The sequence below is a fragment of the Citrobacter gillenii genome (assembly GCF_013337685.1).
Classification (GTDB): Bacteria; Pseudomonadota; Gammaproteobacteria; order Enterobacterales; family Enterobacteriaceae; genus Citrobacter; species Citrobacter gillenii.
In genome coordinates, this window is sequence record NZ_SUQN01000007.1 from 89,637 (window position 1) to 116,238 (window position 26,602).

23 protein-coding genes and 1 pseudogene are annotated in these 26,602 nt (G+C 54.7%); 5 read left to right on the forward strand and 19 right to left on the reverse strand.

The window, feature by feature from the left end:
- Positions 1-11: 11 nt before the first annotated feature.
- From glgA to asd, 5 genes are all read right to left on the reverse strand, one after another.
- A complete protein-coding gene (glgA, locus tag FCH32_RS17180) occupies positions 12-1,445 on the reverse strand; it encodes a glycogen synthase GlgA (protein WP_115257288.1) in 1,434 nt (477 codons plus the stop codon).
- Positions 1,445-2,740 (reverse strand): glucose-1-phosphate adenylyltransferase, encoded by a 1,296-nt coding sequence (gene glgC, locus FCH32_RS17185; RefSeq protein ID WP_115257287.1) that lies wholly within the window; start codon positions 2,738-2,740, stop codon positions 1,445-1,447. The genes glgA and glgC overlap by 1 nt, the downstream gene beginning before the upstream one ends.
- A gap of 17 nt (positions 2,741-2,757) precedes the next feature.
- A complete protein-coding gene (glgX, locus tag FCH32_RS17190; RefSeq protein ID WP_117342471.1) occupies positions 2,758-4,731 on the reverse strand; it encodes a glycogen debranching protein GlgX in 1,974 nt (657 codons plus the stop codon).
- Entirely contained in the window at positions 4,731-6,914 is a 2,184-nt protein-coding gene (gene glgB, locus FCH32_RS17195) for a 1,4-alpha-glucan branching enzyme (protein WP_174361251.1), read from the reverse strand. The genes glgX and glgB overlap by 1 nt, the downstream gene beginning before the upstream one ends.
- Positions 6,915-7,227: 313 nt before the next feature.
- Entirely contained in the window at positions 7,228-8,334 is a 1,107-nt protein-coding gene (asd, locus tag FCH32_RS17200) for an aspartate-semialdehyde dehydrogenase (protein ID WP_096759248.1), read from the reverse strand.
- 190 nt (positions 8,335-8,524) lie between these two features.
- Here asd and yhgN point away from each other — a divergent pair, with 190 nt between their 5' ends.
- Positions 8,525-9,118 (forward strand): NAAT family transporter YhgN, encoded by a 594-nt coding sequence (yhgN, locus tag FCH32_RS17205; protein WP_003023480.1) that lies wholly within the window; start codon positions 8,525-8,527, stop codon positions 9,116-9,118.
- A 1,125-nt stretch (positions 9,119-10,243) separates the two neighbouring features.
- On the forward strand, positions 10,244-10,690 hold the full coding sequence (locus tag FCH32_RS17210; protein WP_117342474.1) for a hypothetical protein: 447 nt from the start codon (positions 10,244-10,246) through the stop codon (positions 10,688-10,690).
- 88 nt (positions 10,691-10,778) lie between these two features.
- On the opposite strand, the gene gntU is transcribed toward FCH32_RS17210, so the two are convergent.
- The 5 genes from gntU to FCH32_RS17235 all read right to left on the reverse strand — a co-directional run bounded on the left by gntU (position 10,779) and on the right by FCH32_RS17235 (position 15,770).
- A complete protein-coding gene (gene gntU, locus FCH32_RS17215) occupies positions 10,779-12,119 on the reverse strand; it encodes a gluconate transporter (RefSeq protein WP_115257284.1) in 1,341 nt (446 codons plus the stop codon).
- Positions 12,119-12,649 (reverse strand): gluconokinase, encoded by a 531-nt coding sequence (gene gntK / locus FCH32_RS17220; RefSeq protein WP_096759246.1) that lies wholly within the window; start codon positions 12,647-12,649, stop codon positions 12,119-12,121. Before gntK ends, gntU begins: the two co-directional genes overlap by 1 nt.
- 140 nt (positions 12,650-12,789) lie before the next feature.
- A complete protein-coding gene (gene gntR / locus FCH32_RS17225) occupies positions 12,790-13,785 on the reverse strand; it encodes a gluconate operon transcriptional repressor GntR (RefSeq protein ID WP_096759245.1) in 996 nt (331 codons plus the stop codon).
- Positions 13,786-13,913: 128 nt separating this feature from the next.
- Positions 13,914-14,609 (reverse strand): quercetin 2,3-dioxygenase, encoded by a 696-nt coding sequence (gene yhhW, locus FCH32_RS17230; RefSeq protein ID WP_117342475.1) that lies wholly within the window; start codon positions 14,607-14,609, stop codon positions 13,914-13,916.
- A gap of 123 nt (positions 14,610-14,732) precedes the next feature.
- Positions 14,733-15,770, reverse strand: coding sequence for an oxidoreductase (locus tag FCH32_RS17235; protein ID WP_174361252.1), 1,038 nt, complete (start codon positions 15,768-15,770; stop codon positions 14,733-14,735).
- A gap of 470 nt (positions 15,771-16,240) precedes the next feature.
- Between FCH32_RS17235 and yhhY the strand changes: the two genes are divergently transcribed.
- A complete protein-coding gene (gene yhhY, locus FCH32_RS17240; protein WP_096759242.1) occupies positions 16,241-16,729 on the forward strand; it encodes an N-acetyltransferase in 489 nt (162 codons plus the stop codon).
- Positions 16,730-16,773: 44 nt separating this feature from the next.
- Entirely contained in the window at positions 16,774-17,658 is an 885-nt protein-coding gene (locus FCH32_RS17245; protein ID WP_174361253.1) for a hypothetical protein, read from the forward strand.
- Between the two features lie 47 nt (positions 17,659-17,705).
- Here FCH32_RS17245 and ggt read toward each other — a convergent pair whose 3' ends face one another.
- Positions 17,706-19,448, reverse strand: coding sequence for a gamma-glutamyltransferase (gene ggt / locus FCH32_RS17250; protein ID WP_096759239.1), 1,743 nt, complete (start codon positions 19,446-19,448; stop codon positions 17,706-17,708).
- A 118-nt stretch (positions 19,449-19,566) separates the two neighbouring features.
- On the opposite strand from ggt, the gene FCH32_RS17255 reads away from it, so the two are divergent.
- Positions 19,567-20,010 (forward strand): DUF2756 family protein, encoded by a 444-nt coding sequence (locus FCH32_RS17255; protein WP_096759238.1) that lies wholly within the window; start codon positions 19,567-19,569, stop codon positions 20,008-20,010.
- On the opposite strand, the gene ugpQ is transcribed toward FCH32_RS17255, so the two are convergent.
- From ugpQ to livF, 8 genes and pseudogenes are all read right to left on the reverse strand, one after another.
- The gene (gene ugpQ, locus FCH32_RS17260; protein ID WP_115257276.1) at positions 20,007-20,750 is read right to left on the reverse strand and encodes a glycerophosphodiester phosphodiesterase; all 744 of its coding nucleotides are present in this window, start codon (positions 20,748-20,750) and stop codon (positions 20,007-20,009) included. The two genes, FCH32_RS17255 and ugpQ, sit on opposite strands and share 4 nt — an antisense overlap.
- Complete coding sequence (locus FCH32_RS17265) at positions 20,747-21,817, reverse strand: sn-glycerol-3-phosphate import ATP-binding protein UgpC (RefSeq protein ID WP_174361254.1); 1,071 nt, start codon at positions 21,815-21,817, stop codon at positions 20,747-20,749. The genes ugpQ and FCH32_RS17265 overlap by 4 nt, the downstream gene beginning before the upstream one ends.
- A gap of 1 nt (position 21,818) precedes the next feature.
- Positions 21,819-22,664: a sn-glycerol-3-phosphate ABC transporter permease UgpE gene (ugpE, locus tag FCH32_RS17270; RefSeq protein WP_174361255.1), complete on the reverse strand. Its 846-nt coding sequence runs from the start codon at positions 22,662-22,664 to the stop codon at positions 21,819-21,821.
- Entirely contained in the window at positions 22,661-23,548 is an 888-nt protein-coding gene (ugpA, locus tag FCH32_RS17275) for a sn-glycerol-3-phosphate ABC transporter permease UgpA (RefSeq protein WP_174361256.1), read from the reverse strand. The genes ugpE and ugpA overlap by 4 nt, the downstream gene beginning before the upstream one ends.
- 104 nt (positions 23,549-23,652) lie before the next feature.
- Entirely contained in the window at positions 23,653-24,969 is a 1,317-nt protein-coding gene (gene ugpB, locus FCH32_RS17280) for a sn-glycerol-3-phosphate ABC transporter substrate-binding protein UgpB (RefSeq protein WP_096759233.1), read from the reverse strand.
- 243 nt (positions 24,970-25,212) lie between these two features.
- Positions 25,213-25,482, reverse strand: a pseudogene (locus FCH32_RS17285) (dTDP-glucose pyrophosphorylase); the annotation flags it as partial.
- A 20-nt stretch (positions 25,483-25,502) separates the two neighbouring features.
- Positions 25,503-25,784, reverse strand: a complete 282-nt coding sequence (locus FCH32_RS17290; RefSeq protein ID WP_174361257.1) for a hypothetical protein — start codon at positions 25,782-25,784, stop codon at positions 25,503-25,505.
- A 99-nt stretch (positions 25,785-25,883) separates the two neighbouring features.
- Positions 25,884-26,597, reverse strand: coding sequence for a high-affinity branched-chain amino acid ABC transporter ATP-binding protein LivF (gene livF, locus FCH32_RS17295; RefSeq protein ID WP_096759502.1), 714 nt, complete (start codon positions 26,595-26,597; stop codon positions 25,884-25,886).
- Positions 26,598-26,602: the final 5 nt, after the last annotated feature.

Below are 26,602 nucleotides of genomic sequence, written 5' to 3' on the forward strand. Positions count from 1 at the left end.
TTCCTGGATATCTATTTCAAGCGATAGTAAAGCTCACGGTAGGATTTCGCCGCGACTTGCCAGCTAAAATCCATGGCCATTGCCTGACGTTGTACAAACCGCCAGAGCGAAGGGCGCGACCACAACACGAAAGCACGCCGGATTGCCCGCAACAGCGACCAGGCATTACTATCTTCAAATACAAACCCACTGGCGATACCGTCCGCCAGGTTTTCCAGCGAACTGTCGGACACCGTATCAGCCAGCCCACCGGTACGCCGCACCAGCGGTAGCGTACCGTACTTCAGTCCATACAATTGTGTTAAGCCACACGGCTCAAAGCGACTGGGCACCAGAATAACGTCAGCCCCACCCATAATGCGGTGCGAGAAGGCCTCATGATAGCCAATCTGTACACCCACCTGGCCCGGATGCTCTGCCGCTGCCGCAAGGAAACCTTCCTGCAACACCGGATCGCCCGCACCCAGTAACGCTAACTGTCCGCCCTGCTCCAGTAAACCGGGCAGCGCTTCCAGCACCAGATCCAGCCCTTTCTGGCTGGTCAGGCGGCTCACGACTGCAAAAAGCGGCACTTTGTCGTTAACCTTAAGCCCCATCGCAATCTGCAGTTCACGCTTGTTCTCGGCTTTGTCTTCCAGCGAGTCACGCGTGTAGCGCGATGCCAGCAGCAGGTCCGTTTCCGGACTCCAGATGTTTTCATCAACGCCGTTCAGCACGCCGGAAAGACGTCCTTCACGATGACGCTGCTGCAACAATCCCTCCATTCCATAGGCAAATTGCGCCTCGGTGATTTCCCGCGCGTAGGTCGGGCTAACCGCCGTAATATGGTCGGCGTAGTACAACCCCGCCTTCAGGAAAGAAATCTGCCCGTTGAACTCCAGTCCATGCACATTAAAGAATGACCATGGCAATTGGATGTCATCCATATGCTTTGCATAAAACATGCCTTGATAGGCCAGGTTGTGCACGGTAAACACCGATTTCGCCGGGTGGCCGCGTGCCGCCAGATACGCCGGGGCCAGACCTGCATGCCAGTCGTGCGCATGCACCACATCCGGGCGCCAGAATGGATCAAGCCCGCAGGCCATTTCGCATCCCACCCAGCCGAGCAGCGCAAAGCGCAGGACGTTATCAGAGTAAGCAAACAGGTTAGTATCGTGATACGGGCTGCCGGGACGGTCGTAGAGGTGCGGCGCGTCAATCAGGTAAATACCGACGCCGTTGTAATGGCCGAACAGCAGCGTGATACGTCCGGCAAAGGTATCGCGCCGCGTCACGACCTGCGCATCAGGAATGCCGCGACGGATATCCGGAAACGCCGGGAGCACGACGCGGGCATCCACGCCATCGGCAATTTGCGCGGCCGGCAACGCGCCAAGAACATCTGCCAGTCCCCCGGTTTTTAACAGGGGGAACATCTCTGAACATACGTGTAAAACCTGCATTATCGCTCCTGTTTGATCTGCAGTTTGCGCAGCATTTCACGCGTGACCAGCACAATACCTTCCTCTGAACGATAGAAACGACGTGCATCTTCTTCCGCGTTTTCACCAATCACCATGCCTTCAGGGATGACGCAGGCACGGTCAACGATGCAGCGGCGTAAGCGGCATGAACGCCCGACCCACACTTCAGGTAACAACACTGCCGAATCAATGTTACAGAAAGAATTCACCCGCACCCGCGGGAACAGAACGGACTGCACCACCACCGAACCGGAAATAATACAACCGCCAGAGACCAGCGAGTTCAGCGTCATGCCGTGGCTACCGGAGCGGTCCTGCACAAACTTCGCCGGCGGCAGTGATTCCATGTGTGTGCGAATCGGCCAGTCCTGATCGTACATATCCAGTTCCGGGGTAACCGACGCCAGATCGAGGTTAGCCTTCCAGTAGGCTTCCAGCGTCCCAACGTCGCGCCAGTACGGCTCGGATTCCGGGTCTGACTGTACGCAGGATTTAGGGAATGGATGTGCATAAGCCATGCCAGCTGCGGTAATTTTCGGGATGATATCTTTGCCAAAGTCGTGGCTGGAGTTTTCATCGAGATCATCTTCTTCAAGTAATTCATACAGATAATCGGCGTTGAAAACATAGATCCCCATACTGGCAAGGGATCGGGTCGGATCGTTTGGCATAGCCGGTGGATTCGCCGGTTTTTCCACGAATTCGATGATTTTGTCGCTGTCGTCGACGTCCATGACGCCAAAGGCGCTGGCTTCCTCAATCGGCACCGGCATACAGGCCACGGTGCAGCGTGCGCCTTTTTCGACGTGGTCGATCAGCATGCGCGAATAGTCCTGTTTGTAGATATGATCGCCCGCGAGGATCACTACATATTCCGCTTTATAGCGTCGAATGATGTCCAGGTTTTGGGTGACCGCATCTGCCGTACCGCGATACCAATTTTCACCCTGCATTCTTTGCTGGGCAGGCAGCAGATCGACAAACTCGTTCATCTCTTCACTGAAGAACGACCAGCCGCGCTGAATATGCTGCACCAGCGTGTGGGACTGGTACTGGGTGATCACGCCAATACGGCGGATCCCGGAGTTAATGCAGTTGGATAAAGCAAAATCGATAATGCGGAACTTACCGCCAAAGTGCACGGCAGGCTTAGCACGTTTGTTGGTTAAATCTTTCAGGCGGGTACCACGACCACCGGCCAGGATTAGGGCAACAGATTTTAATGGCAGCTGGCGCGCCAACATTACACGATCGTTCTTCTCTAAACTCACCATGACTAACTCCTTTTTTATCATCTTTGGAACACACACAGTCCGTGCGCAGGTCCCTGCCAGACAGCCGTAATAACCGGATTATCCTCTCCGGCAAATGGAGGAACGGCATGCCATTCCCCTTCAGGTAAAACGATATCTGTCACCTCAAGCGTGGCGTTTATCACGATCAGAAAACGGTCTGAGAGCAGGATCTGCATCTGCCTCGGGCCGTTTTGCCACTCATCCGCACTTAAGGGTTGTGCGTATCGGTTCAGCCAACGCACATTGCCGTCGCCCTCTTCCCACCAGCGATCGTCTGTTAAGGCAGGGATCTGCTGGCGAAGATGAATCAACGCGGCGGTGAATGTGGTTAGCCCGCTGTTTGCCTGCTGCCAGTCCAGCCAGGTTAAGGCGTTATCCTGGCAGTAAGCGTTATTGTTACCGTGCTGGCTATGACCATGTTCATCTCCCGCCAGCAACATCGGTGTACCCTGAGAAAGCAGCAACGTCGTCAACAGGGCATGCATGCTGTCGCGTCGCCGTTCAATCAGGTCCAGCGTGCCGCCTAATCCTTCTTTACCATGATTGTCGCTGTAGTTATTGCTAGTGCCGTCGCGATTTTCCTCACCATTCGCTTCATTGTGCTTATTTGTGAAGCACACACAGTCACGCAGCGTAAAACCATCGTGCGCCGTCACCAGATTGACCGATGCGCTGGGTTTGCGACCAGGGTGTTTAAACATGTCGCTGGAAGCCGCAAAACGTCCGGCAAACTCCCCAAGGGGCAGATTACGCTGGAGCCAGAAGCGTCGACTTGCATCGCGGAAATGGTCATTCCACTCAGCAAACGGCGGGGGAAAATTCCCAACCTGATACCCGCCTTCACCGATATCCCACGGCTCCGCAATCAGCTTAACGCCTGAAAGCAGCGGGCAGTTTTGGATTGCGGTAAACAGCGGCGCATCCTGACGAAACGCAGGCGTACGCCCCATGACGGATGCTAAATCAAAACGAAAACCGTCCACATGGCAGGTTTCCACCCAATAGCGCAGGCATTCGCACGCATACTCCACGACACCGGGATGGCTCAGGTTGAGGGTGTTCCCACAGCCGGTCCAGTTGTAGTAATCACCATCGTCCCTGATCCAATAATAGCTACGGTTATCAATTCCGCGCAGGGAGAAGACCGGCCCTTCAAGATCCAGCTCAGCGCTGTGGTTCAAAACGATATCGAGAATGACCTCAATCCCCGCTTTGTGTAGCGCTTTGACGGCATCGCGAAACTCATCCAGCGCGTGTTCAGGTGAGCAGGCATAGGCCGGATGCAGTGCAAACATGGCTACCGGGTTGTAGCCCCAGTAGTTCGACAGCCCCAGCCGCTGCAGTCGCGGCTCGCTGGCGAAATGCACCACGGGCAGCAGTTCCAGCGCAGTAATGCCGAGACGCTTGAAATAGTCGATCATCACCGGATGACCGAGCGCTTTGTAAGTGCCACGAATCTGTTGCGGAATGTCCGGGTGCAGATACGTCAGCCCTTTAACATGCGCTTCGTAGATAACGGTATTGCCCCACGGCGTGCGCGGCGGGGCATCGTCTTCCCAGTCATAATGGTCTGACACCACCACGCTTTTCAGGGCAATCGCCGCGTTATCGTGATGATCCGGTTCGTTCATTCCACCGTGCAGCAGCGGGTTATCTTTTAACTCGCCATCGACCCGGCGCGCGCAGGGGTCAATCAGCAGTTTCGCCGGGTTAAAACGGTGTCCCTGCTGCGGCTGCCACGGACCATGTACGCGATAACCGTAGCGCAAACCGGGCCGGGCATCGGCCAGATAGCCGTGCCAGACATCGCCGCTACGCCCCGGCAAATCATAGCGATGCTCACAGCCTTGCTCATCGAATATGCACAGTTCGACACGCTCGGCGTGCGCCGAAAAAAGGGTGAAATTAACCCCATGGCCGTCATACGTTGCACCATGGGGGGTGGCATTGCCGGTTGCCAGTTGTGTCATCACCCCTCCCGCATCAGCCAAATCGTGGCCAGCGGCGGCAACGTCAGGCTCAGTGAATGCTGGCGACCGTGGCTGGCAATTTCATCGCTTTGTACTGCGCCGCCGTTGCCGGTATTGCTACCGTGGTAATGCATCGAGTCTGTGTTGAGGATTTCTCGCCATTTGCCCGGTTGATTGATGCCAAAGCGGTAGTCGTGGCGAGGTACCGGCGTAAAGTTGCTGGCAACGATAATTTCATTACCGGCTTTATCACGACGAACAAAAATCAGCACCGACCGTTCGTTGTCATCGACCACCAGCCATTCAAAACCATAGCCGTCAAAGTCGAGTTCATGCAGCGCTTTGTGATGACGATAAGTGTGGTTCAGGTCGCGCACCAGACGCTGTACGCCGTGATGCCAGTTATCCCCCCCCTCCAGCAGATGCCAGTCGAGGCTGGCGTCGTGGTTCCATTCACGGCCCTGGGCAAACTCATTACCCATAAACAGCAGCTTCTTACCCGGGAAGGCCCACATCCAGCCATAGTAGGCGCGCAGGTTGGCAAACTTCTGCCACGCATCGCCCGGCATGCGGTCGAGGATCGATTTTTTACCGTGCACCACTTCATCGTGTGACAGCGGCAGCACAAAGTTCTCGGTGTAGTTGTACAGCATGCCGAAGGTCAGCTTATCGTGATGGTGCTGGCGATAAACCGGGTCCAGCTTCATGTAGTCCAGCGTGTCGTGCATCCAGCCGAGGTTCCACTTGAACCAGAAACCTAAGCCGCCCATGTCCTGCGGTCTTGATACACCGGCAAAATCGGTCGACTCTTCCGCCATACTCACCGCGCCCGGTACCTGTTCGCCAAGAATACGGTTGGTATTACGCAAAAATTCGATGGCTTCGAGGTTCTCACGCCCGCCGAATTCGTTCGGGATCCACTCGCCGTCTTTGCGGCTGTAATCACGGTAAATCATCGACGCCACGGCATCCACGCGCAGCGCGTCAATACCAAAGCGCTCAATCCAGTACAGGGCGTTACCTACCAGATAATTACTGACTTCACGGCGACCGTAGTTGTAGATCAGCGTGTTCCAGTCCTGGTGATAGCCTTCGCGCGGGTCGCTGTGCTCATACAAGCTGGTACCGTCAAACTGAGCCAGGCCGAAGTCATCCGATGGGAAGTGACCGGGTACCCAGTCGAGGATCACGTTCAGCCCCGCCTGATGCGCGGCATTCACAAAATAGCGGAAGTCATCGCGCGTGCCGAAGCGTCGGGTCGGCGCATACATGCCGGTCGGTTGGTAGCCCCAACTGCCGTCAAACGGGTGCTCGCTAATCGGCAACAGCTCAATATGGGTAAAGCCCATCCACTTCACATAGGGGATCAGTTGATCCGCCAGTTCGCGATAGCTCAGCCAGAAGTTGTTGTCCGTATGGCGACGCCACGAGCCCAAATGCACTTCGTAGATAGAGATCGGCGCATCAAACTGGTTGGCTTTTTTGCGTTCCTCCGTTTGCACCACTTTTTCGGGCAAACCGCAGATCACCGACGCCGTTTCCGGACGCATTTGCGCTTCAAAGGCATACGGGTCGGCTTTAACGCGCAAATGACCGTTGGCATCGATCATCTCGTATTTGTACAGCTGCCCCTGCTGTGCACCGGGGATAAACAGCTCCCAGATTCCGCTCTCTTTGCGCAGGCGCATCGGGTGGCGGCGACCGTCCCAGTAGTTGAACTGCCCTACTACCGAAACGCGTCGTGCGTTCGGTGCCCAGACGGAAAAACGCGTGCCGGTCACGCCGTCCATGGTATCCGCATGTGCGCCCAGCGTTTCGTACGGGCGCAGATGCGTCCCTTCGGACAACAGCCAGGCGTCCATATCCTGAATAAGCGGGCCAAAACGGTAAGGGTCATCGATCAGATTCTGCTGTCCATGCCAGACAACAGCCAGCTGATAGCGAAAGAAATTTTTACGGCGGGGAATTACAGCACAGAAAAAACCGCGAGGGTCGAGGCAATCCAGCTTGCCGACTTTGCGTCCGGTTTTTGGTTCGATCACCCACACTTCGGTGGCGTCAGGTAAAAGAGCACGGACTTCAAGTCCGGCGTCAGTTTGGTGCATACCGAGTACGGAAAAAGGATCCGCAAAATGGCCTGCAATTAGCGCATTAATCACGTCTCTATCGATACGAACGGACATGGTTGTCATCCTGTTTTATGGTGTCACCCCTTCCAACTGATTTTCGACATCAGGTAGTGACACTTTTTTTGACCTGAACGACGCAGCACAATTGTGCATCCTCTCTGCGTCGTCCCACCTTCAGGCAACAACTTAATACCTCCGGTATTAAGTCACTCTTAAAGAATAGCCAATGCTTTATCTTACTCCCGGTAAAAAATGAAACATCTGCGCTTACTCCTGTATTACGCAAAAAAAAGGGCGACTCAGCACCCAATGTTTAAACACGGTCTGTGTCTGCCGGATGGCGATATGCTTATCCGGCAGTCCCGCATTACGCTAGCTGACGCAGCATCCGGCGCAATGGTTCCGCAGCACCCCAGAGCAGCTGATCGCCCACGGTAAAGGCTGACAGGAACTCCGGCCCCATATTCAGCTTACGCAGACGACCGACTGGCGTGGTCAACGTACCGGTAACGGCCGCTGGGGTTAACTCACGCATGGTGATATCCCGATCGTTTGGCACCACTTTCGCCCACGGATTGTGCGCGGCCAGCAGTTCTTCCACGGTCGGAATCGACACATCTTTTTTCAGTTTAATCGTGAACGCCTGGCTGTGGCAGCGCAGTGCGCCGACGCGCACGCACAGACCATCTACCGGGATCACAGAAGACGTGTTAAGAATTTTGTTGGTTTCCGCCTGCCCTTTCCACTCTTCGCGGCTCTGGCCGTTATCGAGCTGTTTGTCGATCCACGGAATCAGGCTCCCGGCCAGCGGGACGCCAAAGTTATCAACCGGCAGGGAGCCGCTACGGGACAGGGTTGTCACTTTACGTTCGATATCGAGGATAGCAGAAGAAGGGGTCGCCAGTTCATCGGCCACATGGCTATACAGATGGCCCATCTGCGACAGCAGTTCACGCATATGACGCGCGCCGCCGCCGGAAGCCGCCTGGTAGGTCGCCACGGACACCCAGTCCACCAGATCGTTGGCGAACAGACCGCCGAGTGACATCAGCATCAGGCTAACGGTGCAGTTACCGCCGACAAACGTCTTGATGCCGTTGTTCAGACCATCGGTGATCACATTCTGGTTAACCGGATCGAGAATAATGATGGCATCGTCTTTCATGCGCAGTGAAGAGGCCGCGTCAATCCAGTAACCCTGCCAACCGCTTTCACGAAGCTTTGGATAGATTTCGTTGGTATAATCGCCGCCCTGACAGGTCACAATAATGTCGAGCGCCTTCAGCGCATCGAGATCAAATGCATCCTGAAGCATGCCGGTGGAGGTCGCACCAAACGTCGGTGCCGCCTGCCCAAGCTGGGAAGTAGAAAAGAAAACAGGGCGAATGGCGTCGAAGTCGCGTTCTTCTACCATGCGTTGCATGAGTACAGAGCCGACCATACCGCGCCAGCCGATAAAACCAACATTTTTCATAGCGTTTTTTTCCTGCAGAGATGTGTGCTGTGTATGTACGCCATTATCCTGTGACGTATCCTTCACCATACAAAAAGCAGCCAAAGTCGCAAGTGAAATTAATCAATGATAGCGAAGCCATCAGTAATGCGACTTATCCCGCTGCGCTCGCAAGCAGAAAGTCCGCGGTAATTATCAGGGAATTTGAGTTATGAATGAAATCATTTCAGCGGCAGTTTTATTGATCCTGATTATGGATCCGCTCGGAAATCTGCCCATTTTCATGTCCGTATTGAAACATACTGAACCGAAACGCCGTCGCGCAATTATGATTCGCGAGCTGTTTATTGCGCTGCTGGTGATGCTGATATTCCTGTTTGCGGGCGAGAAAATTCTGGCATTTCTTAACCTGCGCGCGGAAACCGTGTCGATCTCCGGGGGCATCATTTTGTTCCTGATCGCCATCAAGATGATTTTCCCCAGCGCCACCGGTAACAGCACCGGACTGCCCGCAGGCGAAGAGCCGTTTATCGTTCCACTGGCCATTCCGCTGGTGGCGGGCCCCACCATCCTGGCGTCGTTGATGCTGTTGTCGCATCAGTACCCGAATCAGATGGGACATCTGGTGATTGCCCTGCTGATCGCCTGGGGCGGAACGTTTGTGATTTTATTGCAGTCGTCGCTGTTCCTGCGCCTGCTGGGTGAGAAAGGGGTTAACGCGCTCGAGCGCCTGATGGGGCTGATTCTGGTGATGATGGCAACCCAGATGTTCCTCGATGGCGTACGGATGTGGATGAAGGGGTGACGCACTCATATTACGCCGGGTGGCGGCTTCGCCTGACCCGGCCTACGATGTGGATGTGTGCTCGTTTGTAGGCCCGGTAAGCGCAAGCGCCACCGGGCAACCGTTTTGAAGCTGGAGAGCATGGCATTTCAGAGAACGATTCCGTTCACGTTATGTTCATTGCTTCTCTGAGATCTCGTCACCGGTGAACGTGTTAAGGGGGCTACGCAGCCCCCTTAACAATCCCGGCTCTCCGGCAGGAAAATCGCCGCTTCGCGGTTCCCTCCACTTATTCCTCCAGGCTACCGGGCCGGGCGCGAGGCAGCGTCCATGCAAAACGCGCCCTGAACCCGCATCCCTGCGGGTTCTCCCGGCCTTACGGAAACGCGTCGGCAATTTTCAGCCGGACCAGCCCACACCTGACCACCTGAGCTTTTACTTGAATACCTCTGAACAGCAAAACGGATATAGCTGAAAGCCAGAGCGCTGAAGCGACACCCTAGTCCGGCTGAAAATCGATGAGGTGTTGACGGCTGACCGGGTCTGCCCGCAGGGATGCGGGCAGAGGGGACGGCCTGCATGGATGCAGGCTCGGCCCCGACCCGACAGGCAGACGGAATAAGACGAATAACTCGCGCAGCGACGATTTTCCCGCCGGGAGCCTGGGTTGCAAGGGAGGCGGCGGTGAGCCTCCCTTGCACGTTCACGGGCATCAGCGCTTCAGAGAAATGACACCACTCAGGTGAACGGAACCCTGAGCAAAAATCACATGTTCACCCTACATGCTTAACTGAACGGCATTGCACTGTAATTTCAGGTATTCCTTATGCTTTTAAACCGCTGAGAAAACATATTTTCATTTCTGCGAAGCGCCTTCCGGAATACGCTCTTGTCAGCATCGCGGATTAGCATTATCTTCTCGCTGCTCCTGCAAAATCAGGTGCCGGGATTGGTCCCCTGATTACCTCATTCGCGATAAAATCACTTTTATCGTGCGACCAGTTACACCTCTATGGTGGGCTGGACGGTGGCGTCGTAAGACGCGCCGGTATCCAATGAGGCCGGTAGGACCAACTCCGTTCAGCCCGCCACCAAAAGGTTGGTCCCTTAGGTGGTGGTAAAATTTGACTCATTGGAGGCTGCCCTATGGCGACTACCCCTCTCTTTTCACACTCTTTATTTACCCTGCCCTTTAGCCATGCCACAGATTTCACCGAGCTGGCGGATAACTGCGAGCGTTTTGTCGAAGGACTTGTTGAATGCCATGACCCGGTTGAAAAACTGGCGATTTGTGCGCGGCTGTCGGCCTGTCTGGCACTATTGCAACCAACCTTAACGGAACCTGTACCGCATCACCTGCAAGCCAGCCTGACGGTGGAAACATTCCCCACCCGTTCTCCGCTCTTTGAGCCTGAACCCGACCAGATGGGGCGCTACTGTCAGTTATTAACGCACCTGCTGATGAGTAAAACGCTGTCTGACGAGATGGAACGCGTGGCGGGTGATTTACTGCAGGATCTGGTGGAATATTTCGCCGATACGCTAAAAGCACCGCGCTGGCTGAAAACAGAAGAAGGGTTGGTCGTGCTATAAAAAAGCCGGGTAGCGCTTACCCGGCCTACGGTGTGGAAATGTGCTCGTTTGTAGGCCCGGTAAGCGCTAGCGCCACCGGGCAATGCCCTCAGCTCAATAGCTGGAAAGCAATCATACCGACAATTGCACCGACCGTGCCGAGGATGGTTTCCATCATCGTCCAAGTCTTCAGCGTTTGCGCTTCGGTCGCACCAGTGAACTTACCGAACAGCCAGAAACCGGCGTCATTCACGTGACTGACCACGATAGAGCCACCCGCGATACAGATAGACAGGGCCGCCATCTGCGCGCCGGAGAAGTTCAGCTGTTCAATCACCGGCATCACCAGACCGACCGCCGTTAAGCAGGCCACGGTTGCAGAACCCTGAATGATACGCACCGCCGCTGCCAGCACGAAGCAGGTGATGGCAATCGGCAGGCCCATACCGGTTAATGCTTCACCCAGTGCCGGACCGACACCAGAATCCACCAGCACCTGCTTGAATACGCCACCAGCACCGATCACCAGCAGAATAATCCCCGCCGGTTGCAGCGCATGACCGCAGATCTCCATCACTTTGTCTTTTGGCATCCCCTGGCGAATGGCCAGGCCGTAAATCGCCACCAGGCACGCCACCAGAATCGCGGTGAACGGGTGACCGATAAACTCGAACCATTCGTAGGTTGAAGAACCGACCGGCACAAAGCGTGCGGCGATGGTTTTCAGACCCACCAGTACCAGCGGCAGCAGGATCAGCGACAAGCTGAAGCCGAAGGACGGCATTTTCCCCTCGCCCAGATGCGGCTCGGTAATGTCTTCCGGCACGTGCAGCTCAACGTAACGGCTGATAAAATTGCCCCACAGCGGCCCGGCGATAATCATGCCCGGGATCGCCGCACACAGGCCAATCAGGATCATCCAGCCAAAGTCGGCGTGCATCTGAGAAGCCAGCAGCATCGGCGCGGGCCCCGGCAGCAGAAACGCCGCCGCTGCCGCCACGCCCGCAAACAGCGGAATGACCAGCTTAACCAGGTTGGTACCGGTGTGGCGCGCCATCGAGAACGCCACGCTTATCAGCAGCACAATCGCCACTTCAAAGAACAACGGTAATGCGCAAATCAGACCGGCCAGGCCAATCGCATAGTGCGCGCGACTGTGACCAAAGGATTTCAGCATTTTGACGGCAATCTGATCGACCGCGCCCGTTTCATGCAAAATCTTACCGAACATGGCACCGAGAGCGACCACAATCGCCAGGAAGCCCAGCGTTCCCCCCATCCCTTTTTCCATGGTGGCCGCGATTTTATCGAGCGGCATACCGGAAAAGAGACCTGCACCAATAGACACCACCATCAAAGCAACGAAGGCGTGCATACGCGCCTTCATTACTAAAAACAGCAGTAATAAAACAGACCCTACTGCTGTTAAAACAAGCGTTAATGTAGTCACTACTTACTGCCTTGGTTTATAACCTCAATGGTGCTCGCTACCACACCGTCCAGTGGTTGATCGATATCCACCACCAGTACATCGCTTTCGTCCGCACCCGGTTCTTCCAGCGCATCAAACTGGGTAACCAGCATCTGCGTTTTGAAGAAGTGACCTTTGCGCGCTTTCAGGCGGCTTTCAATCACGTCGAAGTCCCCTTTCAGGTAGATGAAAGAGAGATTCGGATTGCCTTCGCGAAGCAGGTCGCGATAGTGTTTTTTCAGCGCAGAACACACGATCAGCGAGACCTTGTTGGTACGCTGCATCGCAAAGGCGGCGTCATTGAGCGCCTGTAACCACGGCTTACGGTCGTCGTCGTTCAACGGCTCACCGGCGGCCATTTTCGTGATGTTGCTGCGCGGATGGAGAAAATCGCCATCAAGAAACGCGGCCTGCAGTTGATGCGCCACTTCGCTGGCGACAGCAGATTTACCGCTGCCCGATACGCCCATCAGAACGTAAACGTGGTGATCATGATTAGTCGTGCTCAAAGCGTTGCCCCCACTGGTACAAGAATCAGGAATTGTTACGGGTAACTGTTATCGGTAACATTGTCCAGCCGGACAAATGGAGAAGCAATATCCATTCGTGCTCGAAGTGTATAAGTGTGAGCTACATCAAACTTGTCGGCTTAAATAGATCCGCCCGGTGACAAGGTGAAACCTAAATCTAACATTTTAGGTGTGACTGCTTCACCGCGGATACGCGCCAGCAGACGCTCAGCGCCAATGCTGCCCATCCGTTCACGCGGCGTGAGCACGCTCGCCAGACGCGGTTCCATCACCTGCCCAATGTCATGACCGTGGAAACCAGCAATCGCCATATCATCCGGAATTTTCAGCCCTAAGCGCTGGCATTCAAATGCCGCCCCGACCGCCAGGTCATCGTTAGTACAGAACACACCGTCCAGCTGCGGGTATTCACGCCGCGCCTGACGGATAAGCTCAATACCAGACGAATAGGAAGAAGATTGTTCCACCATCACGCTATACGGCACCAGACCGGCGTCGCGCATGGCCTGCTCGTAGCCCCTCTGTTTGATAATAGTACGTTCATCCAGACGCGCTCCCAGATAGGCAATGTGGCGATGCCCACGCGCGATAATGGCGGCGGTCATCTGGCGGGCGGCTTCGAAGTTGTCAAAACCGACGGCGATATCAAGACACGGAGACTGGCTGTCCATCAGTTCAACCACCGGGATCCCCGCCACTTCGATCATTTTCAACGTACGCGGGGTGTGGCTGCGTTCGGTGAGGATAAGGCCATCGATATTCCACGATAGCATTGACTCCAGACGTTCCTGCTCCATCTCGGGCTTATAGCCGTAGTGCGCCAGCATGGTCTGATAACCGTGGCGGTCAGTCACGGCCTCAATGCCGCGTAACACTTCAGCAAAAACCTGGTTGGTGAGAGAGGGTAACAGCACGCCGATAGCACGACTGGTAGCATTTGAAAGGATATCAGGAGCACGATTGGGAATATAACCCAGCTCATCAAGTGCAGCGGCAATTTTGCCCCGCAGCGCCACGGAGACCTGCTCCGGGTTGCGCAAAAAGCGACTGACCGTCATTTTGGTCACGCCCACGCGGTCGGCTACATCCTGAAGTACGGGTCTTTTCTTTTTCATCGTCCTGAAGCGTTAAAAAGGGATAGATTCCCCGAGTTTACCACGGACGTGCGGATTTAATGACAAACGATGAAAAGCCGGATGGCGACGCTGTCGCGTCTTATCCGGCCTACAAGGGTTACAGCACGTTATACAGGCGGCAGGTCAAACAGTAACACTTCGCTGTCGCTGTCGGCATGAATCGAAATGGCCTGTTCATCCCAGATTGCCAGACCATCACTGGTGGACGCTTTGGTTCCGTTGATGGTGACATTGCCTTTCACGACCTGGATCCACACGCGGCGTTCCGCGGCTATCTGATGTACCGATTGCTCATCTTTGAGCAGCGCCCAGCGGTACAGCTCCATATCCTGGTAAACCTTCAGCGAACCGTCACGCGCATTCGGCGACAGCACCAGCTGTTTGCCCTGCGCGGCATCAAAACGGCGCTGCTCGTAGCGTGGCGTAATGCCGTTTTCCTGCGGGATGATCCAAATCTGATACAGGTGCAGCTTCTCGGTGTCGCTTGGGTTGTACTCCGAGTGACGGATCCCCGTCCCGGCGCTCATAATCTGGAATTCACCTGCAGGTACCTGCTCTTTATTACCCATGCTGTCCTGATGCTCCACCGCACCTTCCAGTACGTAGGTCAGGATTTCCATGTCTTTATGGGGATGCGTACCAAAGCCCTGGCCTGCGTCGATCACGTCATCGTTAATCACGCGCAGTGCCGAGAACCCCATAAAATTCGGGTCATAGTAGTTGGCAAACGAGAAGGTATGCCAAGAATCGAGCCAGCCATGATTTGCATGACCACGGTCGTTTGCTTTGCGTAAGAAGATCATTGTGTTCACCCCCAGATGTTTTCGATGGAGTCAGTGTGGACTCAATCACTCAGGGATCATAGAGGGTGAAAATTGACGCCTCTGTTCAAAAAAAATGAACAAGCCCAGAGGCGTCACTTAGCGCTATTTGGCGAGGGTTATCGTGGCAGGCATTGCCTGTTCAAAGGCGCGCTCAAGGATCTCGAGGTTAGTAAGAACGTCAGATTCCTTGACGTAATTAGGCGTACCGGTAGTCAGCGACTGATACAGCGCATCATAGACGCGGCCATAGTCGCCCACTTCCGGTTTCATCTCTTCTTTCACCGTGATGCCATCATCGTTGACATATTCCAGCACACCCACTGAATCATCGGCGGCAAAACCGGGTTCCCCCGGCATAATATTGACCTTCAGGCTGGTCTCCTGCTGGTCGATACCGTACTTCACAAACGAGCCTTTAGTGCCGTGAACGATAAACTTCGGATAGTCGATTTTCACCAGGTGGCTGGTTTTGACGATAGCCTTCAGGTCACCGTAGAACAGCTGCGCTTCAAAGGTATCATCAGGATTCGCTTTGTTGCGCAGGCTACGGATGTCATAGGCAACGTGGTCGGGGCGACCAAACAACGAGATAATTTGGTCCATGGTGTGTACGCCCAGCCCATAGAATGCGCCGTCCTGCGGCAGACCCGGCTGGGTTTCCACCACCGGGCGGTAGTAGTCAAAATGGCTCTCCACTTCAACAATCTCGCCCAACTTGCCGCTCTCAATCGCCTTTTTGGCGGTGAGGAAGCAGGAATCGAAGCGACGATTCTGGTACGGCGTAACGATCAGCCCCTTGCTTTGCGCCAGTTCGAACAGCGCTTTTGCCTCTGCCAGCGTTGGTGTGAACGGTTTCTCCACCAGCACGTTTTTACCCGCTTCCAGCGCACGCTTTGCGTATTCAAAGTGACTGTCTGCATGTGTGCAGACGATCACCAGCTTCACCTGCGGATCGTTTAATACCTCGTCGAGGTCGCTGGTAAAGTGGATGTGTGAATATTGCGGTGCCTGCTCTTCCGGCTTGGCGTGACGACGGAAGATATGCGCCACGTGCCAGCTGTCTTTGCGGTTGAGAACGTACGGTAAATGGTAGCGGGTGGTGCTTTTACCAAACCCAATGAATGCGCAGTGTAAGGTCATGAGGCAATCCTTTTGAAGGTGATTACCTACACCATAGCGCAAAGTGGGGGGAGACTGAATCCATCCTGTCATCGTGCCGGATGCGGCGTGGCCTTATCCGGCCTACAAAAGCAGTAGCCTCAAGATCGGCCGGCGGCGTCGCGGTCAGTTTGTTCACGGCAAGCGCGCAGGGCCCGGAGCGTACTAAATGTACGTGAGGAGCACGAGCACTTCCCGGGGACAAAATGGCAAGTAAGCCAGGCTGAAACAAAACCCCAAAAAAAAAGCCAGCAAAAGCTGGCTAAAGTAATACTGGAAGCAATGTGAGCAATGTCGTGCTTTCAGGTTCTCCGTAGGGTTCCCCTGAACGCAGAGCAATAATAATCATTCTCATTCGCACTTGTCTACTTCTTTTTGCAAAAAAATGCAGTTGACGGATTTTTCTTTCTCAGCGAGTGTAAATACACAATTAACCCTGCAGGAGATAAGGAATGAGTGAGATAGTGATACGCCACGCTGAAAAGAAAGATTACGACGCCATTCGTCAAATCCATGCCCAGCCGGAGGTGTATCACAATACGCTACAGGTTCCTCATCCTTCCATGGAGATGTGGCAAGAACGGCTCGCCGAGCGCACCGGTGTCAAACAACTGGTTGCCTGCATTGATGATATTGTCGTGGGGCACTTATGCATTGAAGTCACCCAGCGCCCGCGCCGCAGCCACGTCGCTGATTTTGGGATCTGCGTAGATGCCCGCTGGCAAAATCGCGGCGTCGCCAGCGCGCTCATCCGCACCATGATCGACATGTGCGACAACTGGCTGCGCGTCGAGCGCATTGAGCTGACGGTGTTTGTCGATAATGAGCCTGCTGTGGCGGTGTACAAAAAGTATGGCTTTGAAATCGAAGGGACCGGTAAGAAATATGGCCTGCGCAACGGTGAGTACGTTGATGCGTACTTTATGGCGCGCGTGAAGTAATGGTTGGGCGAGTCATCTCGCCCTTTTTATTGAAAGGACGCATCGTGAAAAAGGTTTTATCGCTGGTTCTGCTGGCAACGATTTCCCCCGGCGACGCCACGACCGTACAAAATGTGGATTCCATCCCCAACGCCATTCAACATCCGGAAGGTAAGCAGATTTTCGCCGAGCAAATGATGGGGGCAACGCCCGCCAAAGGGTTTGGTGAACTGCCGCAAGGGTTAGAGGTGGCGCAATGGATTAGCTGGGTTGCGCCGAATGAAGACCCCAAAAACCTGATTATGACCGGTGCCAAAGCCTGGGGCAAAAACGGGAAATACATTGGCGTCGCCTGTTTTGCCGATAATCAGGCAGAGGCAGAACAAACCAGGAAACGCGCAGATAACGGCTGTCCGGAAAATTACAGCACCAGCCGCGTCAATAAATTATATCTCGGCGTTTTTTCCTGGCAGAATCAACAGTTGCAGCCGATCGCACGTTCAGAAAAACCGCTGGACCAGCTCTCAACGTGGAATGAAAACGCCGAAGCGCAGAGTGATGATGAGTCCGTCAAACCGCTGGCTTATTACACCAAACTGGATCTGGCCCCTTATCGGATCGCACCCGATACCCTGGCATTCGGGGTACGCGGCGGGTACTCAAATGCGTATTCCGGCGGCGGTGCATTTTATGAAGTGCTGGAGCTCTACGCGATTAAAGACAACAAGATAATCAACGTGTTTTCCAACCTTGTTTACCAATATCAGGATATCGCCGGGGACTGGAATCAGGACGGAACACGACAGCACGACATCAGCGAAAGTAAGTACATCCTGAAAATACGCGCGGCAAAGACCGCCGGTTTTTATGACGTAGAGCGTGTTAACCTTGAGGATAAAAGCAGTCGCATATATCGCTGGTCTGAATCACAGCAACAGTACGTTCCCTAGCTGACAGATAAGGCCTACAGCGTATAGCACGATGTAGGCCATCCACCTTAGTACCCCGCCGTTAAATCATCCACGGAGCGTGGGTCAGACGCGCCATACAGTGCGCCATCCGGCCCGACCATAATGCTCTGGGTGCTGCCCATCGCCTCTTTGAGCGCGACTTTTTGCCCTTTCTGTTCTAACAGTTTGATGGTGTCCGGGCTGAAGCCTTTCTCGATGCGCAGCTCATCCGGCAACCACTGATGATGGAAACGCGGTGCATTGGTGGCTTCGGCGACGTTCATTCCAAAATCAATGCTGTTGACCACCATTTGCAGCACAGTAGTGATAATACGACTGCCGCCAGGGCTGCCGGTAACCAGCCAGGTTTTACCGTCTTTCACTACGATGGTCGGCGACATGGACGACAGCGGGCGCTTATTCGGCCCTACCGCGTTGGCATCACCGCCCACCAGCCCGTAAACGTTCGGGACACCCGGTTTGGCAGAGAAGTCATCCATTTCGTTATTGAGCAGAATACCGGTGTTACCCGCCACAATACCGGTGCCGAAGGTGGTGTTCAGGGTATAGGTCACCGCCACGGCGTTGCCGTCTTTATCCACCACCGAGAAGTGGGTGGTTTGGTTACTTTCGTACGGGGCAAGCTTGCCCGGTTTGATCTGACTGGAGGGTTTGGCTTTATTGATATCGATCTGCTCGGCAAGCGATTTGGCATACGCTTTGTTGGTCAGCGCCTGCCACGGTACCTTCACAAAATCCGGATCGCCAAGGTATTCAGAGCGGTCGGCGTAAGCATACTTCTCCGCCTCCGCCATCACCTGCATGGCATCGGCGCTGCCAAATCCGTATTTCTTCATATCGAAGTTTTCGAGAATATTAAGGATCTGCACAATATGAATACCGCCAGAGGACGGGGGCGGCATCGAGAAGACCTGGTACCCGCGATAGTCGCCGCTAATCGGTTTACGCTCCACGGCTTTATAAGCGGCTAAATCGTCTTTGCTCATCAGCCCGCCGTTCTTCTTCATCTCCTCGGCTATCTGATCGGCAATCGCCCCTTTATAAAACGCATCCGGGCCATTCTCGGCAATCATCTCGAGGCTTTTCGCCAGGTTTTTCTGTACCAGCTTGTCGCCCTTTTTCAGCGGTTCGCCGTCTTTCCAGAAAATAGCTTTGCTGTTCTCGTGGTTGGGGATCACTTCACTGCCGTACGTTTTGAGATCGTCAGCCAGCGCATCGTTTACCACAAACCCCTCTGCCGCCAGCTTCATCGCCGGGCGTACCACTTTGTTGAGCGGCAGGGTGCCGTATTTCTCCAGCGCCAGCGAGAATCCGGCCACGGTCCCCGGCGTGCCGGAAGCCAGATGCGAGGTTAGCGATTTTTTACTGTCCGGATTGCCCTGATCGTCGAGGAACATATCACGCGTGGCGTTAGCCGGCGCCATTTCACGGAAATCGATAGCGGTCGTATTCCCGTCTTTGGTGCGCAGCAGCATAAATCCACCGCCGCCCAGGTTCCCCGCCTGGGGATGCGTCACCGCCAGTGCATACCCCACGGCCACGGCAGCATCTACCGCGTTACCCCCCTGCTTTAAGATATCTACCCCAACCTGCGTGGCCATCGCATCCACGGAGGCAACCATCCCCTGCTGCGCGCGCACGGGATGGAACACATCTTCTTCCACGCCATATGATACTGGCGGCGCAGCCGGTGCGGCAGCCGCGCTGAAACAGCTTCCTGAGAGCAGAGCAGCAATGGCTACCCGGCGTATAAACGTCGGTTTTATCATCGTTATTCTCCAGATGTACGGGGGTCTGCCCCCACTAAGCCTGGTGCATAACTCTGAAATAACCATCGTAACGACGAGAAAGGAGTAAACTAAAGAGATCCCCGAGAGGAGAAAAGCGATGAAACGACTCTTGATTTTAGCCATGCTATTGCCGTTTGCAGGCTTTGCACAGCCCATCAACACCATGAACAACCCGAATCAACCGGGTTATCAGATCCCGAGTCAGCAGCGGATGCAGACACAAATGCAATCACAGCAAATTCAGCAGAAAGGGATGCTGAACCAACAGTTGCAGACGCAGACGCGCATGCAACAGCAGCATATGGAAAATCAGATCAACACCAATTCCCAGCGCGTGCGCCAGTCTCAGCCGGGGGAGTTGAATACCAGCCAACAGCAAATGCTACCCAACAACAACGGTGGGATGCTAAACACCAACCGCAATCCGGACAGCACGCTGAATAAACAGCAGCAAATGCTGTCGGAGAAAAAGAACGGCGACATGCTTAAGCCCTCCAGCACGCCGCAGCCTAACGTGCCGTTAAAAACGATTGGGCCTTAATAGGGCTGAAAATCCGGCCCAATGACATCAATGGCATCGGTACAGATGCAATCCACCCCCCAGCGCAATAGCTCTGCCGCGCGCTGGGGACGGTTGACGGTGTACACCAGAATGCGTAACCCGGCATCACGTATCGCATCGACACGCGCTTCATCCAGCAGCGTATAGTTTAGATGAAGAGAAACGCAGCCCAGCCGCGACGTGAGTTCGCGCCAGTCGTCACGCCATTCATCAAGCAGCAGCCCGCGCGGCAGTTCCGGTGCGGCCTGCTGTGCAGCTTCAAGAGCCTCAATGTCAAAGGATGACAGCAGCGGCGGCGTCATGTCAGCCCAGAGTTCACGCGCTGCCAGCGCAACGGCTCTGCCGGTGAGTGCCTCGCTACCCGTAGTGGGTTTAATCTCAATATTGGCCATCATGCGATGCTGACGGCAGCGGTCCGCCACCTGAGAAAGCAACGGCAACGGCTCGCCTTTGAACTCGCCGCTAAACCAGCCCCCGGCATCAACGCGCAGCAGATCCTGCCAGTTCAGCTCCCCTGCGACGCCCCAGCCGTTGCTGGTGCGTTCAAGGTTGTCGTCGTGCAGTAAGAAGATCTCGCCATCTTTTGACAATTTCGCGTCAAATTCGATCATGGTATGCCCGAATCGCGCCCCCACATCGATTGCCGCCAGCGTGTTTTCCGGGGCCAGTTTACCGCCACCACGATGGGCGACAATATGGGGATAAGGCCAGTTACTCATACTCGTTGTCCTGTTTCGCCATCAAAGAGATGCATATGGTTTTCGGGCAGATGCAGCCACAGCGTGCTGCCTGCCGTCGGGCGATGCTGATGCGCCAGCCGCACCACCAGTTTCTGCTCGCCCCAGCGTCCGTGGGCCAGGTTATCCGCGCCCAGCATTTCCAGAGTGTCTAGCACCTGCGGCACGCCGCCTTCGGCCTGCGAGCTTAGCGCAATATGCTCCGGGCGGATACCCAACGTCATGTTACGCCCAATATGGCGTGAATAATCCTTGCCGAGGGGCAACATCATGCCGCTATCCAGCTCAAAATGATGGCCCGTGGCGCTGATACGCCCGTCCAGAAGGTTCATGGCCGGACTGCCGATAAAGCTCGCCACAAAGCGGCTGGCCGGTTTTTCGTACACCTCAACCGGCGTACCGATTTGCTCGGCGACGCCTTTGTTCATCACCAGTACCCGCTGGGCAAGGGTCATAGCTTCGACCTGATCGTGGGTTACGTAAAGTGAGGTGGTTTTCAGTCGCCGGTGCAGATGTTGTAACTCCAGACGCATCTGCACGCGCAGCTTGGCATCAAGGTTGGAAAGCGGCTCATCAAACAGGAATACTGCCGGTTCGCGCACAATCGCCCGTCCCATCGCCACACGCTGACGCTGGCCACCGGAAAGCTCGCGTGGGCGACGTTTGAGCAGTTCGCTCAGCTCAAGGATACGCGCGGCATCGTTCACACGCTCGGCAATGTGCGCTTTGCTCATGCCGCGAATTTTCAACCCCCAGGCCATGTTTTCTTCCACACTCATATGCGGGTAGAGCGCGTAATTCTGGAACACCATCGCAATACCGCGATCTTTCGGCTCCATCTCAGTGACGCGCTTATTTTCAATCCAGATATCGCCGCTGCTCACCCGCTCCAGTCCGGCGACCATCCGCAGCAGCGTAGACTTACCGCAGCCGGACGGCCCGACCATTACAATAAATTCCCCGTCCGCAACATCCAGCGTCAGCGGTTTAATCACCTGGGTTTTACCGTCCCAGCTTTTGGTTACTGCCTGTAGTTTTAAACCAGCCATTTTATTTCTCACTATCGACCAGGCCACGCACAAACGCGCGCTGCATGGCTAACACGATGATTACCGGAGGGATAAGCGTTAGCAGCATAGCTGCCATCACGTGGTTCCACTGCGTCGTACCTTCACCGGTGGCGATCATGCCTTTGATACCCGCCACCGCCGTGCCCAGGTTCACGTCGGTAATAATCAACAACGGCCACAGATACTGGTTCCAGCCGTAAATAAAGGTGATGACGAACAGCGCCGCCAGATTGGTTTTTGACAACGGCAGCACGATGTCGCGGAAAAAACGCATCGGTGATGCGCCGTCAATACGCGCCGCTTCCACCAGTTCATCTGGCAGGGTCATAAAGAACTGGCGGAACAGGAATGTCGCGGTGGCGGATGCCATCAGCGGCAGCGTCAGACCTGCGTAGCTGTCGAGCATTTTCAGGTTGGCGATCACCTCTACCGTCGGGAAAATTCGCACCTCCACCGGCAGCATCAACGTAATAAAAATCATCCAGAAGAACAGGTTACGCAGCGGAAAGCGAAACCAGACGATGGCGAATGCGGAGAGCATCGACACCGTGATTTTCCCCAGCGTTATGCTGAACGCCATGATGAAACTGTTGAGCATCATCAACCAGAATGGTGCGCTGTTCACGCCCACCCCGTTGACCCAGATGGTGTGCATGTTATCCAGCAGATGGGTTCCGGGGATCAGCGTCATCGGCGTGTCATATACCGCCTGGTTGTCCAGCGTCGCCGCCACAAACGCAACGTACAGCGGGAACAGGATCACCATGATCCCCAGAATCAGCAGGGTGTGGCTGAATATTGTCAGCCAGCGACGGTTCTCAATCATTGGTAACGCACCTTACTTTCCACATAGCGGAACTGCACCACGGTCAAAATAATAACGAGGAACATCAGCACCACCGATTGTGCAGCGGAAGACGCCAGATCCAGCCCGACAAATCCTTCACGGTAGATCTTATAAATCAGCGTGGTCGTCGCCTGCACCGGTCCGCCCGCCGTGGCGGCATCAATCACCGGGAAGGTGTCAAAGAAGGCGTAAACCAGATTCACCACCAGCAGGAAAAAACTCACCGGGGCAATCAGCGGCAACGCCAGCTTGAAGAAGCGCCGGATTGGACCCGCACCGTCAATCGCCGCGGCTTCTATCAGCGAGAGAGGAATAGACTGTAATGCGGCAAAGAAGAACAGGAAGTTGTAACTAATCTGCTTCCAGACCGAGGCAAATACCACGAGGAACATGGCCTGGCCGCTGTTTTGCGCGTGATTCCAGTCATAGCCAAACTCACCGAGAAAATGCGTAATCAACCCGCGCCCTGGATTAAACAGAAAGATCCACAGCACCGCAGCGACGGCAGGGGCCACCGCGTAAGGCAGCAGCATCAGCGTCTGGTAGAAACGGCTGCCGCGCACCACGTAATTCACCAGCGCGGCAAAAAACAGCGACACCAACAGACCGCTTACCGTGACTAACGTACTGAACTTGATGGTGGTCCAGAACGAATCAAGGTAGTACGGGTCATGAAACAGCGCGACAAAATTATCCAGCCCCACGAACTGGCTGGAAAAACCAAATGGATCGACGCTTTGTAGCGAATACCACAGCGCTTCACCCGCAGGCCAGATAAAGAAAATAAGGGTGATAGCCAGTTGCGGGGCCACCAATAAATAGGGTAGCCAGCGCGAGCGGAACACCGGTCGGGATGAGGACATGGCAGTTCTTTTCCTGGAAGGTGCCGGATGGCGGTGCAAGCACCTTATCCGGCCTACAAACGCTGTAGGCCTGATAAGCGCAGCGCCATCAGGCACTTATACACTTAAGATTTGGTCGACTGCTCGAAGCGACGCAGTAACTGGTTGCCGCGCTCAACGGCGGTATCCAACGCTTGCTGTGGGGTTTTCTTACCGGTCCAGACGCTTTCCAGTTCCTCATCCACGATGGTGCGGATCTGCGGCATATTGCCCAAGCGCAGTCCTTTGGTGAACGGCAACGGTGGCTTGTTCAGCATTTGACGCGTGGCGGTATCCGCCCCCGGGTTCTTGTCATAGAAGCCCTGTTCGCGGGTCAGATCGTAGGCGGCGGTGGTGATCGGCAGATAGCCCGTTTTCTGGTGCCATTCAGCCGCAATTTCAGGCTTCGCCAGGAAGTTAAGGAACTGCGCCACGCCAGCGTAGGTTTCTTTGTCTTTACCCTGCATCACCCACAGGCTCGCACCGCCGATAATCGCGTTCTGCGGGGCACCTTTCACGTCGGCATCGTACGGCATCATACCGACGCCATAGTTGAATTTCGCATAGTGACGGATGTCGGCCAGAGAGCCGGAAGAAGCAGTGGTAATCGCACAGTCACCGCTGTAAAACTTCTCGGTGGATTCATCTTTGCGCCCGAAGTAGCTGAAATCACCCTTCTTGTTTAGCTCTTGCAGCAGTGCAATATGTTTCACCTGCTCCGGCTTATTAAACTCCAGCACCGCATCGGTACCGTCAAAACCATTGTTTTTAGTGGCGACCGGCAAACCGTTCCAGGCACTAAAGTTTTCAATCTGGATCCACCCCTGCCAGCCGCTGGCATAGCCGCACTTCATGCCTGCAGCCTTCAACTTCGCGGTGTACTCCGCCAGGTCCTGCCAGGTTTTTGGCGGCTGTTCAGGGTCTAAACCGGCTTTTTTGAAGGCATCTTTGTTGTAGTACAGCACCGGGGTGGAGCTGTTAAACGGCTGGGAGAGCAAATGTCCGGTTTTAGAGTCGGTGTAATAACCGGAAACCGTCGGCACAAACTGAGACTCATCAAAGTTAATTCCAGCCTCTTTGAACACTTCATAGACCGGCTTAATTGCCTTTGAGGCCATCATAGTTGCCGTCCCGACTTCGTAAACCTGCAGCAGAGCAGGCGCGTTACCGGTACGGAATGCGGCGATCCCCGCGCTCAGGCTCTGCTCATAGTTGCCTTTGTACTGCGGAACGATTTTGTAGTCGGGATTGGATTCATTAAAACGTTGCGCCAGTGAATCAACTTCTTTACCCAGTTCGCCTTCCATTGAATGCCAGAACGGGATAGTGGTGACGGCCAGTGCCTGACCTGCAAATGCCAGGCTGATTGCCAGTCCTAAAGCTGTATGTCGTAACGATTTCATCGGTTATCTCTCTTGTTGTGCCGGATGCGCGATATCACGCGTTTTATGCTCGCGGGGGTAACATGACATGCTCGAATGACAGAAAAATAACTTTTTTATTACAAAAAAAAGATAGTAAGGCGACAGAGAGATGGCAAGGCAGTGAAGGCGTAGTGACAGGAAAATGCGGGGTGGTGCACAACAAAGCCGGGTAGTGGTGATGTCTTACCCGGCCTACGGAGGGATTTTATCAGTCCAGTAAAATCAGGAAGATTGCGCGAAAATAAATTCCAGCGCCAAACCCAGGATCTGCATACCATGGATGTTTTCTTCCGGAGATATCGCCACCAGGCTTTCCAGAAACTTGAGTTGGCGTGACTGGGCGTTAATGATGCGTTTTCCCCGTAACGCAGGAAGTTTCAGCGAAGAGATGGGATAAACCACGCGACCACAGACTTCCACCGGCAGATTGCGCAGATCGACCTGCTGGAGCACTCCTACAGAGGAATGCAGCAGCGCAACTGGCGTAACGGCAAGCAACAGCGTTGCCGGCCTTAATCTCTACGCCAGCGTCGTTCGTACTCATTCTGTAAACGCTGCTGCTCCCGCCGCTCACGCTCACGCTGGATATCCGATTTTTCATCTTCCCAACTCGGGCACACCGAGCTGTTGAATACTTCGCAGGGCGAGTTGGATTGTGCTAACGGATTGGTGGTTTTTTCTTCCCAGATAGCGGGATCGCGCGGGTCGAACGTTTGCGGCTTCAATGCCTGAGCGCTGGATGAGAGCGCCAAAAACAGACTTCCAATCATCATGCAGGTGCCAGAACGTCGCATCCTTTCTCCTTGTTCATTTTATTATTGATAATTATTCTCAATAATAACATGGAGCAATAAAAAGGGGCCACATCGGCCCCTGGTCTATTTCAAGAAATATTACCCGCCCAGATAGGCGCTGCGCACCGCTTCGTTGGCCAGCAGCGCATCGCCGGTGTCCTCCAGAACCACATGACCGTTTTCCAGCACGTAGCCGCGATCGGCGAGCTTCAGCGCCTGATTGGCGTTCTGCTCGACGAGGAAGATGGTCATCCCCTGCTCACGCAGCTGTTCGATGGTGTTAAAGATCTGCTGGATGATAATCGGCGCCAGCCCCAGAGATGGTTCATCAAGCAGCAGCAGACGTGGCTGGCTCATCAGCGCGCGGCCAATCGCCAGCATCTGCTGTTCACCGCCGGACATGGTGCCCGCCCGTTGAATACGACGCTCATGCAGGCGTGGGAACAGGTCATACACCCACTTGATACGTTCCTGAAACTGGTTGCGTTCAACAAAGAAGCCACCCATTGCCAGATTCTCTTCCACCGTCATGCGCGAAAACACGCGACGCCCTTCCGGGACAATCGCCACCGCTTCACGCATGATTTTCGCCGTCTGCCAGTCGGTGATGTCTTTACCATCAAAAACAATGCGCCCGCTGGTCGCTCGCGGATCGCCGCACAATGTGCCGAGCAGCGTGGTTTTACCCGCACCGTTGGCACCGATTAACGTCACGATCTCACCCTGATTGATATACAGACTGACGTCGTGCAGCGCCTGGATCTTTCCGTAGTGGGCGTTCACCTTGTCAAACGTTAACATCGCTTTTTCCATCTTTT